We start from the raw sequence: 20848 nt of genomic DNA on the forward strand, positions 1-20848 counted from the left end.
GCCCGCGCAAGCTCGTGACAGAGCCGTCGAGAACGGCCCGCCGAGTGGCTCAGATGAGGCCGAGGGAGCGGACCGCCTCGCGCTCCTCCTCCAGCTCCTTCACCGACGCGTCGATGCGGGCGCGGGAGAACTCGTTGATGTCCAGGCCCTGGACGATCTCGTAGACGCCGTCCTTCGTGGTGACCGGGAAGGAGGAGATGAGGCCCTCGGGGACGCCGTAGGAGCCGTCCGACGGGATGCCCATGGAGGTCCAGTCGCCGTCCGCCGTGCCGTTGACCCAGGTGTGGACGTGGTCGATGGCGGCGTTCGCGGCGGAGGCCGCCGAGGACGCGCCGCGGGCCTCGATGATCGCGGCGCCGCGCTTGGCGACGGTCGGGATGAAGTCCTCGGCGAGCCACTTCTCGTCGTTCACGGTCTCGGCGGCGTTCTTGCCGGCGACCGTGGCGTGGAAGATGTCGGGGTACTGGGTGGCGGAGTGGTTGCCCCAGATGGTCAGGCGCTTGATGTCGGCGACCGTGGTGCCCGTCTTCTTCGCGAGCTGGGTCAGCGCGCGGTTGTGGTCCAGGCGGGTCATCGCGGTGAAGCGGTCGGCCGGTACGTCCGGGGCCGCGGCCTGCGCGATGAGCGCGTTGGTGTTGGCCGGGTTGCCGACGACGAGGACCTTGATGTCGTCCGCGGCGTTGTCGTTGATGGCCTTGCCCTGCGGCTTGAAGATGCCGCCGTTGGCGGAGAGCAGGTCGCCGCGCTCCATGCCCTTGGTGCGGGGGCGGGCGCCGACGAGGAGGGCGACGTTGGTGCCGTCGAAGGCGACGTTCGGGTCGTCCGTGATGTCGATGCCCTGAAGGAGCGGGAAGGCGGAGTCGTCGAGCTCCATCGCCGTACCCTCGGCGGCCTTGAGCGCCGGGGTGATCTCCAGGAGACGCAGCCGGACCGGCACGTCCGCGCCGAGCAGCTGGCCGGAGGCGATGCGGAAGAGCAGGGCGTAACCGATCTGGCCGGCCGCGCCGGTGACGGTGACGTTCACGGGAGTGCGGGTCATGGCGTTCTCCGTTATGACAGCTGGCGGTGGGGCGGCACTGCCCCGGGGTGCGGGACGTACAAATGATCGATCTCTTGGCATCAAGAGATCCACCGGTCAGGCTATCGCGCATCCGGGATCGCGGACTGCCGGGCCCGTGTGGCCCACCCCACAGCGCCCGGATCGCGGCACGGAAAAGGCGGCCGTCCGGCTCGGGAGAGAAACACCGGACGACCGCCGTGGGGGGTACCGGGGGTCCGGACTCCCGTGGGGGTGATGACCGCCTGCCCCCGATCCGGGACGGCCATTCCCTACGTTCACCGAATCCCCACATACGTGTCCTACGTGCGCCGCGTGCCGCACGTGCCCTAGGTCGTGCACCCCTTCTGACCCGACGCCAGCGTCACGCAGGCCTTCGCCTCGCCGGCGTCCTTCACCGCGACCATCGGGGTGTAGGCGATGTTGTCGCCGGCCGCCGTGATGCTGTCGCTCTCCTTGACGGTGCCCGCGCTCACCTGGACGGAGTCCCCCTGCGCTCCGGCGGTGATCCGGCCCCAGGCGGCGCCGCAGGTCTTGCTGTAGCGGACCTCGACGACGGTCGTGCCGACGGTCGCGGTCCTGGCGGTCGTCGCCGCGCCCGCGTCCGTGGTGCAGCCCATGGCCTCGGCGTCCTTGCCGGTGCAGCCCGCGCCAACGCACTTCACTCCGGCCGGCAGGTCGGGGTTCGTGCTGACGGACGGCGAGGCCGAGGTGTGCGTGGCGCTCGTCTTCTTGTCCCCGTCACCCTTGTTGGTGAACAGGAACACGGCCGCGATCACGACCACCACCCCGACGACCCCGGCGGCGAACATCAGGAACCGCCGCCTGGCACCGGCCAGTCCGTCCGGCGGCCCCGGCCGGGGCGCCCGCGGCAACTCGCCGTGCGGCATCACGGCCTCCGGCACCTGCCCGGCTCCCGGCCGCGAAGCCGCGCCACCGGACTGCCCCGCCGGCCTCGAATACCCGGCCGGCCCCCACGAGTTGCCGACCTGCGAGGCACCTTCCCGTACGTCACTCCCGGGCGCCGCGGGCTGCGGCGGCACCGTCGGTGACACCCCCGCCGGGCCCGCGATCCCCGGGGTCGCGGTGACACTGCCACCCTTGCGCGGCGACGTGCCGCCCTCGGGTTTCCCGCCCTCGGCCTTGCCGCTCTGTGCGTTCGCCGGAGGCGCCCCGAACTCGCCGAGCGCGGCACGCGCCTGGGAGATCCGCATCGCCTCCATGGTCATGTCGTGCCGCATCTCCGAACGGCTCCAGGCCCGCTCGGCCAGCTCCCACATCGTGGTCAGATGGACGGGATGGGTGCCGGTGACCTCCGCGAGGGCGACGATCGCCCCCTTCGGCGCGAGGAGCCGGCCATTGAGATAACGGTCCCAGGACGTCTTGCTGTAACCCGTGCGGTCGGCCACCGCCGCGACGCTCAGGCCGCTGCGGTCCACGAGCCGGCGCAGCTGACCTGCGAACTCCTTGACCTGCGGATCGAGTTCATCCGGCAAGGCCCTCCAACGAGGCATTGCTTTCCCCCCTCTGCCCTGAATTGCCCACGCTAACGCGGTTGTTGGTCGAGTTCGTTGCAAATCCGCAAACTTGTCAATACATCGACACACTGGGCACATACCGGCCTTCACCCGAGCACGACGGCCCCCACGACAGTCACGAGAAGCATCAGAACCAGCAGCAGCACCGCGTACCGCAGCAGCCGTCCGCCGGGCCCGCGCTCCCCCTTCTCGGGCGGTGTGTCCCACCAGGGCAGGGTCGGATCGTCCCGGTACTCGTCCCCGTCCGCCGCCCGCTCCGGGACGGTGACCGGGCGGGGCCAGGCCTGGACCGCCAACTCCCAGCGCACCCCGATGCGTTCGGGATCGGCGCCCGCCACCCGGCACAGCGCGACGACCGCCTGCCGGGGCGGGGGCTGGCCCGCGTTGAGATAGCGGTGCCAGGAGGACTTGCTGTACGCGGTGCGGGCACCGAGCGCGGCCAGGCTCAGCCCGGTGCGGTCCTTGAGGAGGCGCAGGTGTTCCACGAAGTGCCGTACCTCCGCCGGCAGTTCGTCCGGCAGCGGCTGCCAGCCGCTCATCGCACCTCCACCGCCCGCCCGCTCGCCCGCCGGCTCGCCCTACTTGCCCGTTCCGAGCGAAATGACGACGCCGGAAGGGGAACGGTTCCCTCGTCGCGGCGGGGTGCGGAGCGCGTAGCGAAACGGTCACCTCCCTGCCACAGCGCGCTGACAGCCGTTGAACAGCCCGCTCACCGCGCGGCACGCTGAAACGCAGACGGCGGCGCGTCCTTGCTCGGGGGAGGGGACGGGCCGCCGTCGTGTGTCGTGAACCGACCGGCTGTCAGCCGGTGTTGACCGTGTAGTGCAGCGTGTCCTTCAGGAACGGGATGACCAGCCACGGCTTCGGCTGCGCCATCATCGCCAGCAGGACGATCGCGAGGCCGAGCACGCAGTAGGTGACGACGTCGGTGAAGCGGGAGCGTACGGCGAGCATGCCGACGTCCGGCAGGACCCAGCGCAGGACGGCGCCGGCCAGCAGGGCGGCGCCGATGAGCAGGGTGCCGTAGCGGAAGACGTCGAAGGCGGTGAGCAGGAGGCCGAGGCCGACCGTGCCGAGCACCGCGAGGATGGGCCACTGGCGGGCCGGTGCCGGGGCGGCGCCGGACGCGGCCCGGCCGCCGCCCTCGGGGCGGGCGGTGTCGCGGGTGAAGAGGGGGAAGCGGCGGGTGGTGCGGCGCGGGACGCCGTCGGCGCCGGGGGCGCTGACGGGGTCCGTCACCTCGATGTCGTCCACGGCGTCCGTCCTCCTGCCGGCCGGTTCCTTGCTGTCAGGCGACACTGCGCTCCGCCGCCTCGACCACGTTGACGAGCAGTTGGGCGCGGGTCATCGGGCCGACTCCGCCGGGGTTCGGGGAGATCCAGGCGGCGACCTCGGCGACACCCGGGTGGACGTCGCCCACGATCTTGCCGTCGGCGTTCCGGGAGACCCCGACGTCGAGGACGGCGGCGCCCGGCTTCACGTCCTCGGGCCGGATCAGATGGGCGGAACCGGCCGCGGCGACGATGATGTCGGCGCGCTTGAGGTGGGAGGAGAGGTCGCGGGTGCCCGTGTGGCACTGGGTCACGGTCGCGTTCTCGCTGCGGCGGGTGAGCAGGAGCGGCATCGGGCGGCCGATGGTGACGCCGCGTCCGACGACCACGACCTCGGCGCCCTTGATCTCCACGCCGTAGCGGCGCAGGAGGGTCAGCACGCCATTCGGGGTGCAGGGCAGCGGGGCGGGCTCGTTGAGGACGAGGCGGCCGAGGTTCATCGGGTGGAGGCCGTCGGCGTCCTTGTCCGGGTCCATGAGTTCCAGGATGCGGTTCTCGTCGATGCCCTTGGGGAGCGGGAGTTGGACGATGTAGCCGGTGCAGGCCGGGTCCTCGTTGAGTTCCCGGACGACCGCCTCGATCTCCTCCTGCGTCGCGGTGGCGGGCAGTTCGCGCTGGATGGAGGCGATGCCCACCTGGGCGCAGTCGCGGTGCTTGCCCGCGACGTACTTCTGGCTGCCGGGGTCGTCCCCGACCAGGATCGTGCCGAGGCCGGGCGTGACGCCCTTCTCCTTCAGCGCCGCCACGCGGGCGGTCAGATCGGACTTGATCGCGGCTGCGGTGGCCTTGCCATCGAGAATCTGGGCGGTCATGTCCCCATCCTCGCGGATGACCGGGCCCCGATTCCAATCAGGCTCCTCCACAACCCGTACGGAAGATGCGGAATATACGCAATATGCGGAATTCCGCTGGACGGGGGCAGCCGCCTCCAGAACCATGGGGACACAGTGCCGCGTGCAGTACCGGGGGAACGCAGCGCGTCCGTATCAATCGCACCAACCGCACCAACCGCTCGATCCACTTGATCTACTTGATCCACAGGGCTTTCCTCCAGTCGGTGCCGCACGTCGTCCCCGCACTCGTCGAGGCAGACGGAGGAGAGACGCCATGAGTTTCGGCGACCCGAACAACCCGTATCCGTATGGGCAGCCGCCCCAGCCGTCGCAGCCGCCCCCACCGCCCCAGCAGCCCCCCACCGCTCCCGGCTACACCTACGGGTACGGCTACCCCCAGCAGCAGCCGTACTCCGGCCACGGCTACGGCTACCCGGGCGGCGCGATGATGCCCGCGCAGTCGATGCCCGGACTGCTCATGACGGCCCGCGTCTTCCTGTTCATCATCTCCGCGACGCAGATCCTGGCCGGTGCGGCCTGGCTCTACTTCGGGGCCTTCGTCAGCGATGTGACGGACGACGCGACCTCCGTGGTCCCGCTGAAGTCGGTCGACGACGCCGGTCACGCGCTGGCCGGGATCCTCGTGTTCTTCGGGCTCGTCAGCCTCGCCTTCGCCGCCCTGTCCATCACCCTGGGCGTCAAGTTCAGCCGCGGCGGCCAGGGCATCCGCGTGACCACGGTGGTCTACGGCGCGCTCGGCACGATCGCCGGCTTCGTCGTCCTGATCGCCGCCCTCGACAACGGACCGGCCGCGGCGGTCCTCTACGCGCTGCTGTGGGTCGGTTTCGGCGCGGTCATCACGGCGGCCCCGATGGTCGCGAGCGGCACGGCGTGGTTCGCGCGCCCGCGCTACTGACCCGCTCGCACCACCGCTGAGAGACCGTAAAGAGCAGACGAACACATTCGGTCGCCCAGCGAAATTGATGTTTCGCTTACACAACACATGAGGATTCCAACTGGACAAAAAGTGATCACCCCCACGAGCATGAGCGGCGCAGTACCGCGGTTCATGTTCGGGGGGAAAACCGCTCAAGCAACGACGTTCCTCCGCACAACCCGCATCGTCCCCACCTGAGACAGTGCAGACGGAGGAACCTCGCCATGAGCTTCGGCGATCCCAACAACCCTTACGGGCAGCCCCAGAACGCCCCGCAGGGCCAGGCCGGTTACGGCTATCCCCAGCAGCCCCCGCAGCAGGGCTACGGCTATCCCCAGGGCGGCCAGCCCGGCTACGGCTACCCCCAGCAGCCCGGCTACCCGGGCGGCCCCGGTGTGCCCGGCGCCCCGCGCATAGCCTCGATGGGCCGGCGTTTCGGCGCCCGCCTGATCGACGGACTGATCCTCTTCGTCATCTACTTCGTGCTCTCCCTCGCGGGTGTCGCCGGCTCGATCAGCGCCATCAAGGACTGCGACCCGAACGCCTCCGACTACCAGTCCTGCGTCGACAACGCGGCGAGCCACATGGTGGGCGCGATCGGCGCGGTCGTCGGCGCCCTGATGGTCTGCAGCCTGCTCTACGAGTGGCTGATGGTCGGTCTGGTCGGCGCGACCCTGGGCAAGATGGCCGTCGGCCTGCGCGTGGTGAAGGCCGACACGGGCCAGAAGCCGGGCCTGGGCTCGTCGATCATCCGCTGGGTCATCCCGGTGGTCGGCAGCTTCGCCTGCGGCATCGGCCAGCTCGTCGTCTACTTGTCCCCGTTCTGGGACAAGTCCGGCCGCCAGCAGGGCTGGCACGACAAGGCCGCGGGCACGATGGTCATCCAGAACTGACGGTCCCCATACGGCTCAGGGCCGTGCCACCCGATTCCTCGGGGGCACGGCCCTGAGCCGTATACGAGGCCGCAGCGGGTGACCTCAGTGGAAGAAGTGCCGCGTCCCGGTGAAGTACATCGTGACGCCGGCCTTCTTCGCGGCCTCGACCACCAGCTCGTCACGGACCGAACCGCCGGGCTGGACAACGGCCTTGACGCCGGCCTCGGTGAGGATCTCCAGCCCGTCCGGGAACGGGAAGAACGCGTCCGAGGCCGCGAACGAACCCTGGGCGCGCTCGGCGCCCGCCCGCTCGACCGCCAGCTTCGCGGAGTCCACCCGGTTGACCTGGCCCATGCCGACGCCGACCGAGGCACCGTCCTTGGCCAGCAGGATCGCGTTGGACTTCACCGCGCGGCAGGCCTTCCAGGCGAAGGCGAGGTCGGCCAGCTCCGACTCGGACAGCGCCTCGCCCGTCGCCAGCGTCCAGTTGGCCGGGTCGTCGCCGTCGGCCTGGAGCCGGTCGGTGACCTGGAGCAGCGCCCCGCCGTCGATCGCCTTGAACTCGACCGCGTTCGCCGGACCGCCCGGGGCCTTCAGCACCCGGATGTTCTTCTTCTTGGCGAGGGCCTCCAGCGCGCCCTCCTCGTAGTCCGGCGCGACGATGACCTCGGTGAAGATCTCGGCGACCTGCTCGGCCAGCTCCTTGCTGACCGGCCGGTTGACGGCGATCACCCCGCCGAACGCCGACAGCGGGTCACAGGCGTGCGCCTTGCGGTGCGCCTCGGCGACGTCCGAACCGACCGCGATACCGCAGGGGTTGGCGTGCTTGATGATCGCGACACAGGGCTCGGCGTGTTCGTAGGCGGCACGGCGCGCGGCATCCGTGTCCGTGTAGTTGTTGTACGACATCTCCTTGCCGTGCAGCTGCTCGGCCTTCGCGAGACCGCCGCCCGAGGCGTCGACGTAGAGGGCGGCCGGCTGGTGCGGGTTCTCGCCGTAGCGCAGGGTGTTCTCGCGCTCCCAGGTGCCGCCGAGGAAGTCGGGGAACCGCGACTCGTCGACCGGCGCGTACGAGGACGCGAACCAGCTCGCCACGGCCACGTCGTACGCGGCCGTGTGCTGGAAGGCCTCCGCGGCGAGCCGCTTGCGGGTGGTGAGGTCGAAGCCGCCCTCGGTGACGGCCTTGAGGACGTCGGCGTACCGCGCGGGGCTGGTGACGATCGCGACGGAGGGGTGGTTCTTGGCGGCGGCGCGGACCATGGAGGGGCCGCCGATGTCGATCTGCTCGACGCACTCGTCGGGCGTGGCACCGGAGGCGACGGTCTCGCGGAACGGGTAGAGGTTGCTGACCACGAGGTCGAACGGCTCCACACCGAGCTCTTCGAGCTGCTGCCGGTGGTCTTCGAGACGCAGGTCGGCGAGGATGCCCGCGTGCACCTTCGGGTGCAGGGTCTTGACCCGGCCGTCCAGGCACTCGGGGAAGCCGGTCAGCTCCTCGACCTTGGTGACGGGGACACCGGCAGCGGCGATACGGGCGGCCGTGGAGCCCGTGGAGACGAGTTCGACGCCCGCCTCGTGCAGGCCGCGCGCCAGCTCTTCGAGTCCGGTCTTGTCGTAGACGCTGATGAGCGCCCGTCGGATGACTCGCTTGTTGCTCTCGGCGGTCACTGGATAACTACCTTTCGTCCCTCGATGCGATAGCCGTTGCGGGCCAGCCGCCCCACGACATCGACGAGCAGCCTTCGCTCGACTTCCTTGATGCGCTCGTGCAGAGCGCTCTCGTCGTCCTCGTCCAGGATCTCGACCACGCCCTGAGCGATGATCGGCCCGGTGTCGACGCCGTCGTCGACGAAGTGGACGGTGCAGCCGGTGACCCGGGCGCCGTACGCGAGCGCGTCCCGTACGCCGTGGGCCCCCGGAAAACTGGGCAGCAGGGCGGGGTGCGTGTTCACGACCCGGCCGCCGAAACGGGCGAGGAACTCCTTGCCCACGATCTTCATGAACCCGGCCGACACGACCAGATCGGGCTCGTACGCCCCGGTCGCCGCCGTGAGCGCCGCGTCCCACTCCTCGCGGCTCGCGAAGTCCCTCACCCTGCACACGAAGGTGGGCAACCCGGCGCGCTCGGCGCGGGCCAGGCCCTCGATGCCCTCGCGGTCCGCGCCCACGGCCACGATCTCGGCTCCGTAGGCCTCGTCGCCCTCGGTCGCGATGGCGTCGAGCAGCGCCTGCAGATTCGTACCGGAACCGGAGACCAGCACGACAAGGCGCTTGGCCACGGGCTTGGCGGCCACGGCGGGGCCCTTTCTCGGGGGAGCGGGGTGCGTGCGGCCGGCCCGTTCGTGCATTCATACGAATGCTTCGCGCCCCGGGATACGGGGAAGTCTACGAAGCGGCCGACCGTCAGCAACGATACCGGCACACCGGACAGCCCCCACGGGACGGGGGCGTGGCCGGAAGGTAGCGTCTGGGGAGAGCGGGTTCGGGAACGCCGTTGTCGTGCGACGCGTTCACGAAGTGACAGCTCATGTCGGAGAGACGTATTCAACAAGGGGAAGACGCTCACTTGATGCCGGACCGCAGTCCCCGACTCCTCGCGTTCCCCCCGCAGTCCTTGCAGGGAGGGGAGCGCGGCACCGTGCTGCTCCGGGAGCGGCCCTCCTCGCCGCCCGACGCGCCCTCGGAGGGACAGAGCGGTGCGGGGTCGGACGACAACCCGTTCGCCCCGCCGCCCGAGGGCACCCCGGACCGGCCGTGGCAGCCGCGGCGCCCGGAGGGCCGTGACGGCGGTGACGACTCCTCGCAGGGTGACGGCGGCCGTTCGCCGTGGGGCAGTCAGTGGAGCGACCGGCAGCCCGGGCGTTCCCAGGGCGGCTTCGGCGACCGGCTCGGCGGACAGGGCGGGCCGGGCAACGGTCCCGAGGGCCCGAACAACGGCCCCGGCCCCGGCCAGGGCATGCGCTGGGACCCGACGGACCCGGCCCAGCGGCGCGCCCGCTACGCCCTGCTGAGCGGCATGTGGGCCTTCTTCTTCGCCCTCTTCAGCTGGCCGTACGTGGCCCTGCTGCTCGGCGCGCTGGCCCTCTACTGGGGCGGCAGCGCGCTGCGCGCCAAGCCCCGCACCGCCGACCCGGACACCCCGGCCGCGCCCGAGGCACCGGGCCGCCCCCAGACGACGGCGGCGGTGAGCGGCCTGGTCACCGCGTCGCTGGCCATCGTCCTGGTCGCCGGGATGTTCATCGCGCAGCTGGCCTACAAGGACTTCTACACCTGCACGAACGACGCCCTCACGAACGAGGCGAAGCAGTCCTGCAACCAGCTGCTGCCGAAGGATCTGCGGGGCCTGCTGGGGACCGCCAACTGAAGCACGACGCCGGTCAGTTGGGCTCGGGCCCGTCCGGGTGCTCCGGGTGCTCCGGGTGCTCCGGGTGCTCCGGTGGAGTCGCCGCCTCCCTCAGGGCCGCCCAGCGCGCCTCGCGGGAGGTGTCGTCGTACCAGGGGGTCGGCGAGGACCCCGACGGGACGTCGACGGGCAGGAAGTCGTACGGGTCGAACGTCGGGTCGTGGTCGTAGGCGAGGTACGGCTGGTCGACGGGAGCCTGGACCGGCACAGGTACCGGCGTCTCCTTCGGCTTGCGGGTGAACCGGCGTCGGCCGACCGTGAACGGCTTCCGGAACCGGCGTTGCGGCGGAGCGTCCGGCGCCTTCTCGGCCGCGCCCTCCCGCGGTTTCGCGATCGTCGGTTTCGGCACCCTGGGCTCCCGCAGTCGCCAGGCCCGCAGCCCCGTCGCCGTGGGCACCGCGACCACCGCGAGCCACGCCAGCGCCGCTCCCCCGGTCTGCCACCACACCGGCCCGAACCGCGCGAGCGCGGCACCGCCGAGCGGACCGCCCGACAACTCCGCGAACAGCGCCAGCGCTGCGGCGCACAGGGCGGCGGCGAGCAGCGCGGTGGCGGCGGTACGGCCCTGCGGCCAGGATGCCGACGCCGGACCGCCCGCGCCCCCCGACTTCGCCAACCGGCCCTCGCCGTCGCCCCGTTGCCCTCCCGCGACCCGCGCCACGAACCACCCGACCATCACCCCGGCGGCCAGCGGCACCAGTACCGCCAGCCAGTTCAGCGGGGTTCCGGTGCCCGCGTCCGGAACCGCCGCGAGGAGCGGGAACGGGGGAAGCAGCGGAGCCGGGGCCGAGTTGAGGGGGTCCACCGTGTGGTGGGTGCCGAGCGCGAAGCCGGGGCCGAGGGCGTAGGCCGCCGACCAGACCGCCGCGTTCGGGATCAGCGCCAGGCAGAGCAACAGGACGGCGAACCGGCCCGACAGCGCCTCCGTCAGCCGCAGGAACGACGTCTGCGCCGCACCGCCGTGCCAGACCAGGGACGCCGTGAGCAGCAGCGCGCCGCCCCCGACGAACACCGCCGTGCCGATACCGGCGGCACGCGCGGCGGTGCCGATCCGGGCCCGGGACTCGCGGGCCTCGGGGCCCAGGACGAGCCGCCGCAGCCCGGCCGGCAGCAGGACCAGCACGCTCAACACGGGTTCCCGCGGGCGCCCGTACGCCGTCCACACACCCGACCCGGCCGCGCCCGCCGCGAGCAGCGGCAGACACACCGCCGTCCAGCTCCAGGACGGGGAGAGTTCGCCGCCGGACGCGTAGAGCGCCGCGGCGGTGCCGACGGCGAGGTAGCCGAGGGCGACGCCGGTCCAGGCGGTGCGGGCCGGGACCGGCGGGATGTCGGTGTCGGTCTCGTCGTCTCCCCCGCCCAGCACCGCGTCCCGGGCCGCCCGGTGCAGCAGCCAGACCGGCAGGACGAGGAGGAGCAGCGGGGTCACGCCGACGGGGGCGGGGATTCCGGAGAGGGTGTCGGTGCGGACCAGTTCGACGCCGTGCGCGAGGAGCCAGAGCGCGGCGGCCATGTGCAGGGCGCCGCCGGGTCCGCTGTCGGGGTACGGCGAGCTGATCCACAGCATCATCACGAGCACGGCGAACGAGCCGAGTCCGAGCCCCGCCGCGACCGCACCACCCAAGAGGCTGGCGGCCAGTCCGGGGGATCGGTCGCGCATCCGGGTGAGGAGGGGCGACAACGACGGTCGGCGGTGGGTCATCGGCATCACGACCGCCATGCTCCCAACGACACGCGCTTTCTCGTCGTAACAGGCGAACCTCCGAAGTGTCGCCCAATATACATTTATGTACTTTTTCGTACGAAGGGGCATCCGGTGACGCAGACCCCTGCAACCCCGCTCCCGCCACCCAAGGAACGCCGACGACTGCGCGAGGCCGCGTCCCTGACGCAGGCTCAGCTCGCCACGCGGGTCGGCGTCAGCCGCGAGACGGTGCGCGCGTGGGAGACCGGCCGCACCTCACCACGCGGCCGGAAACGGGAGGCGTACGCGAAATTGCTCAACGACCTGGCCGAGGACACCCCCACAGCGGAAGAGACGGAGGCAGCGGTGGAAACCGTCGCCGCAACGGTGCCGGAGGCTCAACCGGAGCCGCCGCAGGCCGACATCGTCGTGGTCGAGATCCCCGTACCGCACACGGATCCGGCGCCCGCGCCCCTGACCCCCGCTCAGGCCTTCGACGCGCTCTACGCGTTCTGCGCGCCCTCCCTCGTACGGCAGACCTATCTGCTCACCGGGCGGCGCGAGTTGGCGCGGGAGTCCGTGGAGCGGGCCTTCCAGACCGCGTGGCAGCGCTGGCCCGAGGTGGCGGTCGACCGCGACCCGGCCGGCTGGGTGCGCTCGGTCGCGTACGAGTACGCGCTCTCCCCCTGGCACCGCTTCCGCCCCAGATACCGCCACCCGGAACCCCCGCCCCCGGCCCCCGCCGACCGCGCCCTGCTCACCGCACTCCTCAGACTCCCCCCGTCGTACCGCCGCACGCTTCTCCTCTACGACGGTGTCGGGCTCGGTCTCGCGGAGCTGGCGGCGGAGACGGAGGCGAGCACACCGGCCGCGGCGAACCGGCTGCTGCACGCGCGCGAGGCGCTGGCCGCGCGGCTCCCGGAGCTCTCGGACCCTGCCGAGCTGCACCGGCGGCTGACCGAACTGGCCTCCACGGGGCGGCTGCACGCGGCCAAGCCGCCGGTGGTTCGTTTCGTGGGTGAACGCCGAACCGTGTTCTGGAGCCGGGCGGCGATCGCGTTCACCGTCACGATCATCGGCGCGACGACGCTCACGTTGCGCACGGCGCCGACCCACTACGAGCCGCCGGTGCCGTTGGGACAACGGGTGGAGGGGGTGCCGGCGCGGGTGGTGCAGGGTTCTTTGTCCGAGGAGGAGGTGCGGCTCCGGGATCGATTGCGGACCGGGATGACTGCCGGGCCCGAAAGACTGCATCCGTTGAGTCGTTAGGTGCGGGCCGGCGGGGGCTGGTCGCGCAGTTCCCCGCGCCCCTAGAAGAGACAGCGGGCCGGCGTTTCAGGGGCGCGGGGAAAGGCGCGAACGGCCACGACGCACCCGCACCCGCCCGACAACCGAACCCGGCACCCCATGACGCGTCGATGGGCCCGCCCCCATAACGGGAACGGGCCCATCGACGTTCAGCTGAGAAACTCAGCCGGCCAGAATCTCGCGCGCCAGCTTCGCCGTCTCGGTCGGCGTCTTGCCGACCTTGACGCCGGCGGCCTCAAGGGCCTCCTTCTTCGCGGCGGCCGTGCCAGAGGAACCGGAGACGATGGCGCCGGCGTGGCCCATGGTCTTGCCCTCGGGCGCGGTGAAGCCCGCGACGTAACCGACGACCGGCTTGGTCACGTTCTTCGCGATGAAGTCCGCGGCCCGCTCCTCCGCGTCGCCACCGATCTCACCGATCATCACGATCAGGTCGGTGTCGGGGTCGGCCTCGAACGCGGCGAGCGCGTCGATGTGCGTGGTGCCGATGACCGGGTCGCCACCGATGCCGACGGCGGACGAGAAGCCGATGTCACGCAGCTCGTACATCATCTGGTACGTCAGCGTGCCGGACTTCGAGACCAGGCCGATACGGCCCGGCTTCGTGATGTCGCCCGGGATGATGCCGGCGTTCGACTGGCCCGGGGTGATGAGACCGGGGCAGTTCGGGCCGATGATCCGGGTCTTGTTGCCCTTCGCGACCGCGTACGCGTAGAACGCGGCCGAGTCGTGGACGGCGATGCCCTCGGTGATGACGACCGCGAGCGGGATCTCGGCGTCGATCGCCTCGACGACGGCGGCCTTGGAGAAGGCCGGCGGTACGAAGAGGACGGATACGTTCGCGCCCGTCTTCTCGATCGCCTCGGCGACCGTGCCGAAGACCGGGATCTCGGTGCCGTCGACGTCGACGGACGTGCCGGCCTTACGGGGGTTGACGCCACCGACGATGTTGGTGCCGTCCGCCAGCATGAGCTTGGTGTGCTTCATGCCCGTGGAGCCGGTCATGCCCTGGACGATGACCTTGCTGTCCTTGGTGAGGAAGATAGCCATGGCTGTTTTGTCCCTCGTCCCTTACTTCGCAGCCGCGAGCTCGGCGGCCTTGTCGGCCGCGCCGTCCATGGTGTCCACGCGCTGGACCAGCGGGTGGTTGGCGTCGGAGAGGATCTTGCGACCCAGCTCGGCGTTGTTGCCGTCGAGGCGGACGACGAGGGGCTTGGTGACTTCCTCGCCCCTGTCCGCGAGCAGCTGCAGCGCCTGCACGATGCCGTTGGCGACCTCGTCGCACGCGGTGATGCCGCCGAAGACGTTGACGAAGACCGACTTGACGTCGGGGTCGCCCAGGATGATCTCCAGGCCGTTCGCCATCACGGCCGCGGACGCGCCGCCGCCGATGTCGAGGAAGTTGGCCGGCTTCACGCCACCGTGCGCCTCACCGGCGTACGCGACGACGTCCAGGGTGCTCATGACGAGACCCGCGCCGTTGCCGATGATGCCGACCTCGCCGTCGAGCTTGACGTAGTTGAGGTTCTTGGCCTTGGCGGCCGCCTCAAGCGGGTTGGCGGCGGCGTGGTCGACCAGCGCCTCGTGCTCCGGCTGGCGGAACTCGGCGTTCTCGTCCAGCGAGACCTTGCCGTCGAGGGCGATGACACGGCCGTCGGCGACCTTGGCGAGCGGGTTGACCTCGACGAGGAGGGCGTCCTCCTTCACGAAGGTGTCCCACAGCGTCACCAGGATCTCGGCGACCTGCTCGGCGACGTCGGCCGGGAACTTCGCCTGCGCGACGATCTCGCGGGCCTTCTCGATGCCCACGCCCTCGTTGGCGTTGACCGGCACCTTCGCGAGGGCCTCGGGGTTCTCCTCCGCGACGACCTCGATCTCCACGCCGCCCTGGACGGACGCCATGGCGAGGAAGGTGCGGTTGGTGCGGTCGAGGAGGAAGGAGACGTAGTACTCCTCGACGATCTCGGGCGCGGTCTCGGCGATCATCACCTTGTGGACCGTGTGGCCCTTGATGTCCATGCCGAGGATGTCCGTCGCACGCGCGACGGCCTCGTCCGGGGTGGCGGCGAGCTTCACGCCACCGGCCTTGCCACGGCCGCCGACCTTCACCTGGGCCTTGACGACGGACTTGCCGCCGAGCCGCTCTGTGGCTGCGCGGGCCGCCTCAGGCGTGTCGATGACTTCACCGGCCAGCACCGGTACATCGTGCTTGGCGAAGAGGTCCCTCGCCTGATACTCGAACAGGTCCACGCGCTTCCGTCCTCAGTGATCTCGCGGTTCGTTGGATGCGTGGGCGTGCCGCGAAGGGCAACGTGACGTCCGCTGTCACAAGGGAGGCGCACACGGTGACCGAGCGCGCGGCATGTCCGTCTCGCAGGTTATCGCTGCTTGCAGGGGGCCCCTAAATCGAGGGTCACACCTGAGCGGTGATACCTGTCACATGATGCCGGATTCCGTGACACGGAGTGCCGTGGACGGGGCTCACGGGCGGGCTGTTCGGGCGGGGTCCCCGCCGGGTTGGGGCTGGCCCGGCGAGGATCCCATACCGCGAGACGCGCCCCCGGACAGACCGACGGCATTCGGCCGTCCGGGGTCACTGCCTCACGGAGTCTGTTACTCCCAGTGCCGGACGGTCCGGGCGCACACAGTGTGTGCGGCGCGTGCGGCCAGTGCGCCCTGGATGGCCGCGGCGGCCCTGACCCGGGACTCTCGCGGGACGGAGACCACGGCATCGACGAGACGTCGTCGGACTTCGGCCGGGGTGATGTCGGTGCTCGTGCTCATGTTGTTGCTCATGGGTACGTCGGTTCCTCAGGCGTTCCAGAAAGGGAGACATGGCGACTTTCCGGGCAGACCAACTGCCGGAGGAGCCTGCCTAGCCTGGGAAAACGGGAACGTCCCGGTACCTGTCCCGGGTCTTCGCCGCGTCCGCGCCCTCGGGGACACCGGGCACGAACCGCACGGGCACCCGGTTGTCCAGGGTCACGGCCTGCGCGTCACAGTGCCGCGCGGTGCCGCCGTCCACGGCCTGCTGATCGCGCGGGGCGCCACCCGGGTCACCGTTGGGTGCCTGACGCGCCGGGGCGTGCCTGACGGACGGCACATGACGTACGGCCGCATGTCCTGCGGCGGCGCCCTCATCGACGGCGGCGACGCGCGGCCCGTACGTCACGCCGCGGACTGCGGCCGCCTCGGCGGGCCTCGCCTCCGAACGATGTCCACCACTCGCGGGCTGCCGGGCCGACCGGACGGGCGTCGGCACCGCCACCGGCGCCGTGTGCGCCGGAGGCTCCTGGACCGGGGGCACGGGCTGACTCGGCACCACGGGGACCGAGGGCACGGTGGGCAGCGAAGGTAACGAGGGCAACGGGGGCAACGAAGGTGCCTCGGCCAACACCGCGGTCACCGTCTTCGTCAGCACGTCGCTCACGGGCCGCACGACCCGCTCCACGGTGTCCGTTACCGGAGCCGGCACCGGAGCGACAACAGGAACCTGAACCGGAATCGGAACCGGCTTCACCACCGCAGCTACCTGAGCCACCGGATCCACCGAGGCAACCGCAGCCACCGTCGGGCTCCCCGGCTGCTGTCCCGGCGCCCCGTCCGCCGCCTGCGCCTGTCCACCGCACACGAGGCCCAGCATGAACAACCCGCCCACCAGCAGGGACAGTTGGAGCACACGCCGCCCCACCGCCGTACGCGTCACGCGCAGGGCGGCACCGGTCAGTGCGGTGGGCCAGATCATGAGACGACGATCCTCGCACGGGCCGCCCGAGGACGCGCAACCCCCCTGTCCCCCAAGCCCGTTCGTCAGGCTGTGTCCGGTATCGGCAACGGCCGCTTCTCGATCGCCGCCGCCATCACCTCCGGGAACAGGTCCGGCGTACAGGCGAAGGCCGGCGCCCCCAACGCGGCCAGCGCGGCGGCGTGTTCGCGGTCGTAGGCGGGCGCACCCTCGTCGGACAGCGCGAGCAGCGTCACGAACTGCACCCCCGACGCCTTCATCGCCGCGACCCGCTTGAGCATCTCGTTCCGTATCCCCCCTTCGTAGAGGTCGCTGATCAGCACGACCACCGTCTCCGCGGGCCGGGTGATCTGCGACTGGCAGTACGCGAGGGCCCTGTTGATGTCCGTACCGCCGCCGAGCTGTGTCCCGAAGAGGACGTCCACCGGGTCGTCGAGTTGGTCGGTGAGGTCGACGACCGCGGTGTCGAAGACGACGAGCCGGGTGTCGATCGACCGCATGGACGCCAGCACCGCCCCGAACACGGAGGCGTAGACGACGGACGCGGCCATCGACCCGGACTGGTCGATGCAGAGGACGACCTCCTTCTTCACGGACTGGGACGCCCGCCCGTATCCGATCAGCCGCTCCGGCACGATCGTCCGGTACTCCGGCAGGTAGTGCTTGAGGTTGGCCGCGATCGTGCGGTTCCAGTCGATGTCGTGGTGGCGCGGCCGGTTGACACGGGCGCTGCGGTCGAGGGCACCGGTGAGGGTGGCCCGGGTGCGGGTGGCGAGCCGCTTCTCCAGGTCCTCGACGACCTTGCGCACCACCGCCCGTGCCGTCTCCTTCGTGGTCTCCGGCATCGCCTTGTTGAGGGAGAGCAGCGTGCCGACCAGGTGCACATCGGCCTCGACCGCTTCCAGCATCTCCGGTTCGAGCAGCAGCGCGGACAGCCGGAGCCGGTCGATGGCGTCGCGCTGCATGACCTGGACGACGGAGGAGGGGAAGTACGTCCGGATGTCCCCCAGCCAGCGTGCGACGGACGGCGCCGACGCCCCGAGCCCCGCCGAACGGTCCTTCCCCGCCCGCTCCTTGTCCCCCCTGCCGTACAGCGCGGCCAGCGCCCCGTCCATCGCGGCGTCCTGCCCGGACAGCGCGCACCCGGTGCCGTCGGCCGCGTCACCCCCGAGCACCAGCCGCCACCGCCGCAACCGCTCCTGCCCCGGGTCCGGATCCGCGACGTCGCCGGCGTCGCCCGCCCCGGTCAATCCGGCCACCCCAGCCACCCCGTTCGCCGTCATCGCCGTCGCCCCCATCGCGTCGGCTGCCCCGCGCGCCGTCGTCCCCGTCGCTCCGTTCGCCGTCATCCGCGCACCCCCGCACGCAGCCCTTCCCACAACGGCACGACCCGCACGGCGGTCGCCGGACGATCCTCGGGCCGGCGCCCGGCACCCGCCGCCTGAGCCCTCTCCCCCGGCCTTCTCGTGCCCTGCCTACCGCTGCTCGCCGTCATCCCGCCACCCCCACAAGCTCGTTGTCGCCGTTCCCCGCCAAGTCGTCCAGCCCCAGCATCAGCCGCAGCACCGGCACCACCGCGTCCGCCCGCCCGGCGTCCAACTCCGCGCCGAACCCGGATATCCCGACTGCCGTCGCCACCGCCCCCGCCTGCTTCCCAGGTCCGCGTCGCACCAGCTCACCGAGCGTTCTGCGCACTCCCGACTCGTACGCCGAGAACGTGCGCCGCAGCAACGGCAGTACGTCCGTGAACGCCTCCGCCGACACCCCGGTCAGCCAGGTGTCCACCAGAGCGAGCAGCCGCTCGTCGTGCACGAGGAGCAGCCCGCCCCCGCCGCCGACGAAGCCCTCGATCCACGCCGCCGCGTCCGCCGGCGGTGTCCCGGGCGAGAGCACCAGCCCCATCAGCCGGGCCGCCTCGTCCGGACCCAACTCCCCGCCGTCCAGCAGAAGTCGTACGGCACGTCCCCGGATGACGCCCGGCACGGTGTCCCGCGCGGAGAGTGTCCGAAGCACCGCGCGCCAGCGACGGCGCAGGTCGCCATGGCCGAGGGCGGGGGCATCGGCGCGCCCTGCCACGGAGGCGTTGTGCCGCTCCGGTCCGGATGCCTCGCCGGACGCGGGACCGGATCCTTCACCGTCGCCCGGCGCTGAGGCATTGTCGTGCCCGGGTCCGGGTCCGGGTCCGGCTGCGCCCCCGTGCGCCGGCGCGGTGGCATCGCCACTCCCGGCCTCCGAGGCCTTCCCCCGCTCGGCCCCGAGGGCTGCATCCCGCCCAGCCCCACCGACATCCCCCAGCAGTGCCACCGCCCCGTGCACCGCGTCCACATGGCGTCGCATTTCATCCGCCGCGTCCGCGTCGAGGGCCGTGCAGGCCGGGGGCAGGCCGACGAAGATCCGCTCGGCGAGGCCCGCGGCGACCTCGGTCAGCGCGCCGGTGTCGGTGCCGCGCACGTCGCCGTAGCGCAGCGAACGGACCAGGGCAGGCAGCGCCTGGGCGAGGTGGCCGACGTCGGTGTCGAGGGCGGCGCGGTCGGCGAGGACCCGCATCACCACGGGGAGTGCGTCCGGGAGTTCGGCCAGCAGGCAGTGCTCGGCGAGTGCGGTGACGTCGGCGAGGCCCTGCGCGCCGACGGCGTCCGCCTCCGCCTTGGCGTTCGCCGCGGCGAGCACGGTGGTGCCCCAGACGCCCGCCTCGGCGACCCGCACCGCCAACTCCGGTTCCCAGCGCAGCCGCCACGTCTCCCGGAACGTGCCCGTGCTCCCCCGCGAGGCGACCGGCTCGCCCCAGTCGACACCCAGCAGCCGCAGCCGGTGCAGCAGTCTGCTGCGCGCGGCGTCGGTCTCCTTGCGCAGGTCGAGCTCCAACTCCCGCTCCAGCGCCTCCGGTTTGATCCGCAGCCTGCGCTGCTTCCGGTCGAGGTCGCGCTGCAACGGCACGGCGGGGGCGCCCGGCGGTACCTCGCCCAGCACATCTCCGACGACGAGCCGGTCACGCACCAGGGACAGCGGGACGTCCGAGCCCTCGCACATCACCGCGCGCACCGCGTCGGTGGTCTCGCCGAGCCCCGGCAACGGGCGGCCGCGCATCACCGCGAGGGTCTCCGCCAGCCGTACCGCCTCGATGACATGGGCCGGGGAGACGATGCGGTCCTCCTCCCTCAGCAGCCCCGCGACCTTGGTCATCCACCGCTCGACCGGCCGGTCCGGCGCCGCGAAGAGATGGCCGTACCAGCCCGGCGAGTCGATGCCGGCGCCGTACCCGCCGGCCCGCGACAGTCGGCGGTGCGTCCACGGCACCCAGGTCAGCTCGGCCTTGACCTTGGGCAGCCCCTTCAGCAGTGCGCGGTCCGCGGCGACAGCCGTCTTCTGCCGCAGCGCGGGCACATGCCAGGCTCCGCACACCACGGCCACGTCGTCCTCGAACTCCCGCTGTGCCGCGCGCACTTGGAGCCGCATGTACGCCTCCCGCACGAGATCCCGGTCGTGCCCGCCGACCCCGTACGTCTCGCGCAGTGCCCCCATGGCCTCCTCCAGCGCGGTGAACGGCGCGAACGGGTCCTGCTCCCCCGCACCCCGGTGCTCGACGACGTCCTCCCACCAGCGCTCGGGGTCGTCGTACCCGGCGGTCTCGGCGAGCACGGCGAGGGGGTCGACGCGGATGTCGGGGCCGGAGGGAGCATCCGGGTTGGTGGAGCCCTGTTCCTGTTCCTGTTCCTGTTCCTGTTCCTGTTCCTTGCCCGTGGGTTTGTCCTCGGTCCCCATCCCCCACGCCAGCGTGTGCGCGGCCGGAAGGTCGATGAAGCGAGCCGGTACCCCGTGCTCCAGAGCCCAGCGGATCGCGACCCATTCCGGGGAGAACTCGGCCAGCGGCCAGAAGGCCGAACGACCGGGCTCGTCCACGGCGTGGGCGAGGAGCGCGACCGGCGGTCGCATGTCCTCTTCGGCGGCCAGCGGAATCAACGCGTCGGCCTCGGGCGGCCCCTCGATCAGTACGACCCGCGGCCGGGCCGCCACGAGCGCCGCCCGCACGGCCCGCGCCGAACCGGGCCCGTGATGCCGCACCCCGAGCAACAGCGGCTCAGCTCCGGTCACTTCGTCCTCCTCCCCTCCGGGTCCAGCTCCAAGTGGAGTCCTCGTCGA

The 20848-nt window shown here is 71.6% G+C and carries 18 protein-coding genes; 4 read left to right on the forward strand and 14 right to left on the reverse strand.

Annotated features, from left to right (window positions below; all coding sequences use genetic code 11):
* Positions 1–49 precede the first annotated feature (49 nt).
* The 5 genes from ACWDEW_RS03590 to ACWDEW_RS03610 all read right to left on the reverse strand — a co-directional run bounded on the left by ACWDEW_RS03590 (position 50) and on the right by ACWDEW_RS03610 (position 4738).
* Positions 50–1039, reverse strand: a complete 990-nt coding sequence (locus ACWDEW_RS03590) for a malate dehydrogenase (protein ID WP_450509193.1) — start codon at positions 1037–1039, stop codon at positions 50–52.
* Positions 1040–1386: 347 nt separating this feature from the next.
* Positions 1387–2553 (reverse strand): DUF2690 domain-containing protein, encoded by a 1167-nt coding sequence (locus ACWDEW_RS03595; RefSeq protein WP_450509195.1) that lies wholly within the window; start codon positions 2551–2553, stop codon positions 1387–1389.
* Between the two features lie 128 nt (positions 2554–2681).
* The gene (locus ACWDEW_RS03600) at positions 2682–3134 is read right to left on the reverse strand and encodes a helix-turn-helix domain-containing protein (protein WP_450509197.1); all 453 of its coding nucleotides are present in this window, start codon (positions 3132–3134) and stop codon (positions 2682–2684) included.
* A gap of 262 nt (positions 3135–3396) precedes the next feature.
* Positions 3397–3849: a DUF3017 domain-containing protein gene (locus ACWDEW_RS03605; RefSeq protein WP_450509199.1), complete on the reverse strand. Its 453-nt coding sequence runs from the start codon at positions 3847–3849 to the stop codon at positions 3397–3399.
* 34 nt (positions 3850–3883) lie between these two features.
* The gene (locus ACWDEW_RS03610; protein WP_362974943.1) at positions 3884–4738 is read right to left on the reverse strand and encodes a bifunctional methylenetetrahydrofolate dehydrogenase/methenyltetrahydrofolate cyclohydrolase; all 855 of its coding nucleotides are present in this window, start codon (positions 4736–4738) and stop codon (positions 3884–3886) included.
* 295 nt (positions 4739–5033) lie between these two features.
* Between ACWDEW_RS03610 and ACWDEW_RS03615 the strand changes: the two genes are divergently transcribed.
* On the forward strand, positions 5034–5675 hold the full coding sequence (locus ACWDEW_RS03615) for a hypothetical protein (RefSeq protein ID WP_450509200.1): 642 nt from the start codon (positions 5034–5036) through the stop codon (positions 5673–5675).
* 245 nt (positions 5676–5920) lie between these two features.
* On the forward strand, positions 5921–6589 hold the full coding sequence (locus ACWDEW_RS03620; RefSeq protein WP_450509202.1) for an RDD family protein: 669 nt from the start codon (positions 5921–5923) through the stop codon (positions 6587–6589).
* A gap of 84 nt (positions 6590–6673) precedes the next feature.
* On the opposite strand, the gene purH is transcribed toward ACWDEW_RS03620, so the two are convergent.
* Positions 6674–8239 (reverse strand): bifunctional phosphoribosylaminoimidazolecarboxamide formyltransferase/IMP cyclohydrolase, encoded by a 1566-nt coding sequence (gene purH, locus ACWDEW_RS03625; RefSeq protein WP_450509204.1) that lies wholly within the window; start codon positions 8237–8239, stop codon positions 6674–6676.
* Positions 8236–8865, reverse strand: a complete 630-nt coding sequence (gene purN / locus ACWDEW_RS03630; RefSeq protein WP_450509206.1) for a phosphoribosylglycinamide formyltransferase — start codon at positions 8863–8865, stop codon at positions 8236–8238. Before purN ends, purH begins: the two co-directional genes overlap by 4 nt.
* 275 nt (positions 8866–9140) lie before the next feature.
* Here purN and ACWDEW_RS03635 point away from each other — a divergent pair, with 275 nt between their 5' ends.
* Positions 9141–9935: a hypothetical protein gene (locus tag ACWDEW_RS03635; protein WP_450509208.1), complete on the forward strand. Its 795-nt coding sequence runs from the start codon at positions 9141–9143 to the stop codon at positions 9933–9935.
* Between the two features lie 13 nt (positions 9936–9948).
* Here the strand turns inward: ACWDEW_RS03635 and ACWDEW_RS03640 are convergent, their stop codons facing one another.
* Complete coding sequence (locus ACWDEW_RS03640; RefSeq protein WP_450509210.1) at positions 9949–11694, reverse strand: cell division protein PerM; 1746 nt, start codon at positions 11692–11694, stop codon at positions 9949–9951.
* Between the two features lie 96 nt (positions 11695–11790).
* Here ACWDEW_RS03640 and ACWDEW_RS03645 point away from each other — a divergent pair, with 96 nt between their 5' ends.
* The gene (locus tag ACWDEW_RS03645; RefSeq protein WP_450509212.1) at positions 11791–12927 is read left to right on the forward strand and encodes a helix-turn-helix domain-containing protein; all 1137 of its coding nucleotides are present in this window, start codon (positions 11791–11793) and stop codon (positions 12925–12927) included.
* A gap of 201 nt (positions 12928–13128) precedes the next feature.
* Here the strand turns inward: ACWDEW_RS03645 and sucD are convergent, their stop codons facing one another.
* The 6 genes from sucD to ACWDEW_RS03675 all read right to left on the reverse strand — a co-directional run bounded on the left by sucD (position 13129) and on the right by ACWDEW_RS03675 (position 20800).
* Complete coding sequence (gene sucD / locus ACWDEW_RS03650) at positions 13129–14013, reverse strand: succinate--CoA ligase subunit alpha (RefSeq protein WP_019066811.1); 885 nt, start codon at positions 14011–14013, stop codon at positions 13129–13131.
* A gap of 21 nt (positions 14014–14034) precedes the next feature.
* Positions 14035–15213, reverse strand: a complete 1179-nt coding sequence (gene sucC, locus ACWDEW_RS03655) for an ADP-forming succinate--CoA ligase subunit beta (protein ID WP_450509214.1) — start codon at positions 15211–15213, stop codon at positions 14035–14037.
* A gap of 363 nt (positions 15214–15576) precedes the next feature.
* A complete protein-coding gene (locus ACWDEW_RS03660) occupies positions 15577–15759 on the reverse strand; it encodes a hypothetical protein (RefSeq protein ID WP_450509216.1) in 183 nt (60 codons plus the stop codon).
* 79 nt (positions 15760–15838) lie between these two features.
* Entirely contained in the window at positions 15839–16708 is an 870-nt protein-coding gene (locus ACWDEW_RS03665) for a hypothetical protein (RefSeq protein ID WP_450509218.1), read from the reverse strand.
* A 65-nt stretch (positions 16709–16773) separates the two neighbouring features.
* The gene (locus ACWDEW_RS03670) at positions 16774–18006 is read right to left on the reverse strand and encodes a VWA domain-containing protein (protein ID WP_450509493.1); all 1233 of its coding nucleotides are present in this window, start codon (positions 18004–18006) and stop codon (positions 16774–16776) included.
* Positions 18007–18199: 193 nt separating this feature from the next.
* The gene (locus ACWDEW_RS03675; protein ID WP_450509220.1) at positions 18200–20800 is read right to left on the reverse strand and encodes a DUF5682 family protein; all 2601 of its coding nucleotides are present in this window, start codon (positions 20798–20800) and stop codon (positions 18200–18202) included.
* Positions 20801–20848: the final 48 nt, after the last annotated feature.

The sequence above is a fragment of the Streptomyces sp. NPDC001100 genome, from assembly GCF_053598575.1.

Bases quoted from the DNA above. Each gene is read 5' to 3' on its own strand.
- ACWDEW_RS03590 (WP_450509193.1), bottom strand. From the start codon at position 1,039: ATGACCCGCACTCCCGTGAACGTCACCGTCACCGGCGCGGCCGGCCAG.
- ACWDEW_RS03600 (WP_450509197.1), bottom strand. From the start codon at position 3,134: ATGAGCGGCTGGCAGCCGCTGCCGGACGAACTGCCGGCGGAGGTACGG.
- ACWDEW_RS03610 (WP_362974943.1), bottom strand. From the start codon at position 4,738: ATGACCGCCCAGATTCTCGATGGCAAGGCCACCGCAGCCGCGATCAAG.
- ACWDEW_RS03615 (WP_450509200.1), top strand. From the start codon at position 5,034: ATGAGTTTCGGCGACCCGAACAACCCGTATCCGTATGGGCAGCCGCCC.
- ACWDEW_RS03620 (WP_450509202.1), top strand. From the start codon at position 5,921: ATGAGCTTCGGCGATCCCAACAACCCTTACGGGCAGCCCCAGAACGCC.
- ACWDEW_RS03635 (WP_450509208.1), top strand. From the start codon at position 9,141: ATGCCGGACCGCAGTCCCCGACTCCTCGCGTTCCCCCCGCAGTCCTTG.
- ACWDEW_RS03640 (WP_450509210.1), bottom strand. From the start codon at position 11,694: ATGGCGGTCGTGATGCCGATGACCCACCGCCGACCGTCGTTGTCGCCC.
- sucD (WP_019066811.1), bottom strand. From the start codon at position 14,013: ATGGCTATCTTCCTCACCAAGGACAGCAAGGTCATCGTCCAGGGCATG.
- ACWDEW_RS03660 (WP_450509216.1), bottom strand. From the start codon at position 15,759: ATGAGCAACAACATGAGCACGAGCACCGACATCACCCCGGCCGAAGTC.
- ACWDEW_RS03665 (WP_450509218.1), bottom strand. From the start codon at position 16,708: ATGATCTGGCCCACCGCACTGACCGGTGCCGCCCTGCGCGTGACGCGT.
- ACWDEW_RS03670 (WP_450509493.1), bottom strand. From the start codon at position 18,006: ATGGGGGCGACGGCGATGACGGCGAACGGGGTGGCTGGGGTGGCCGGA.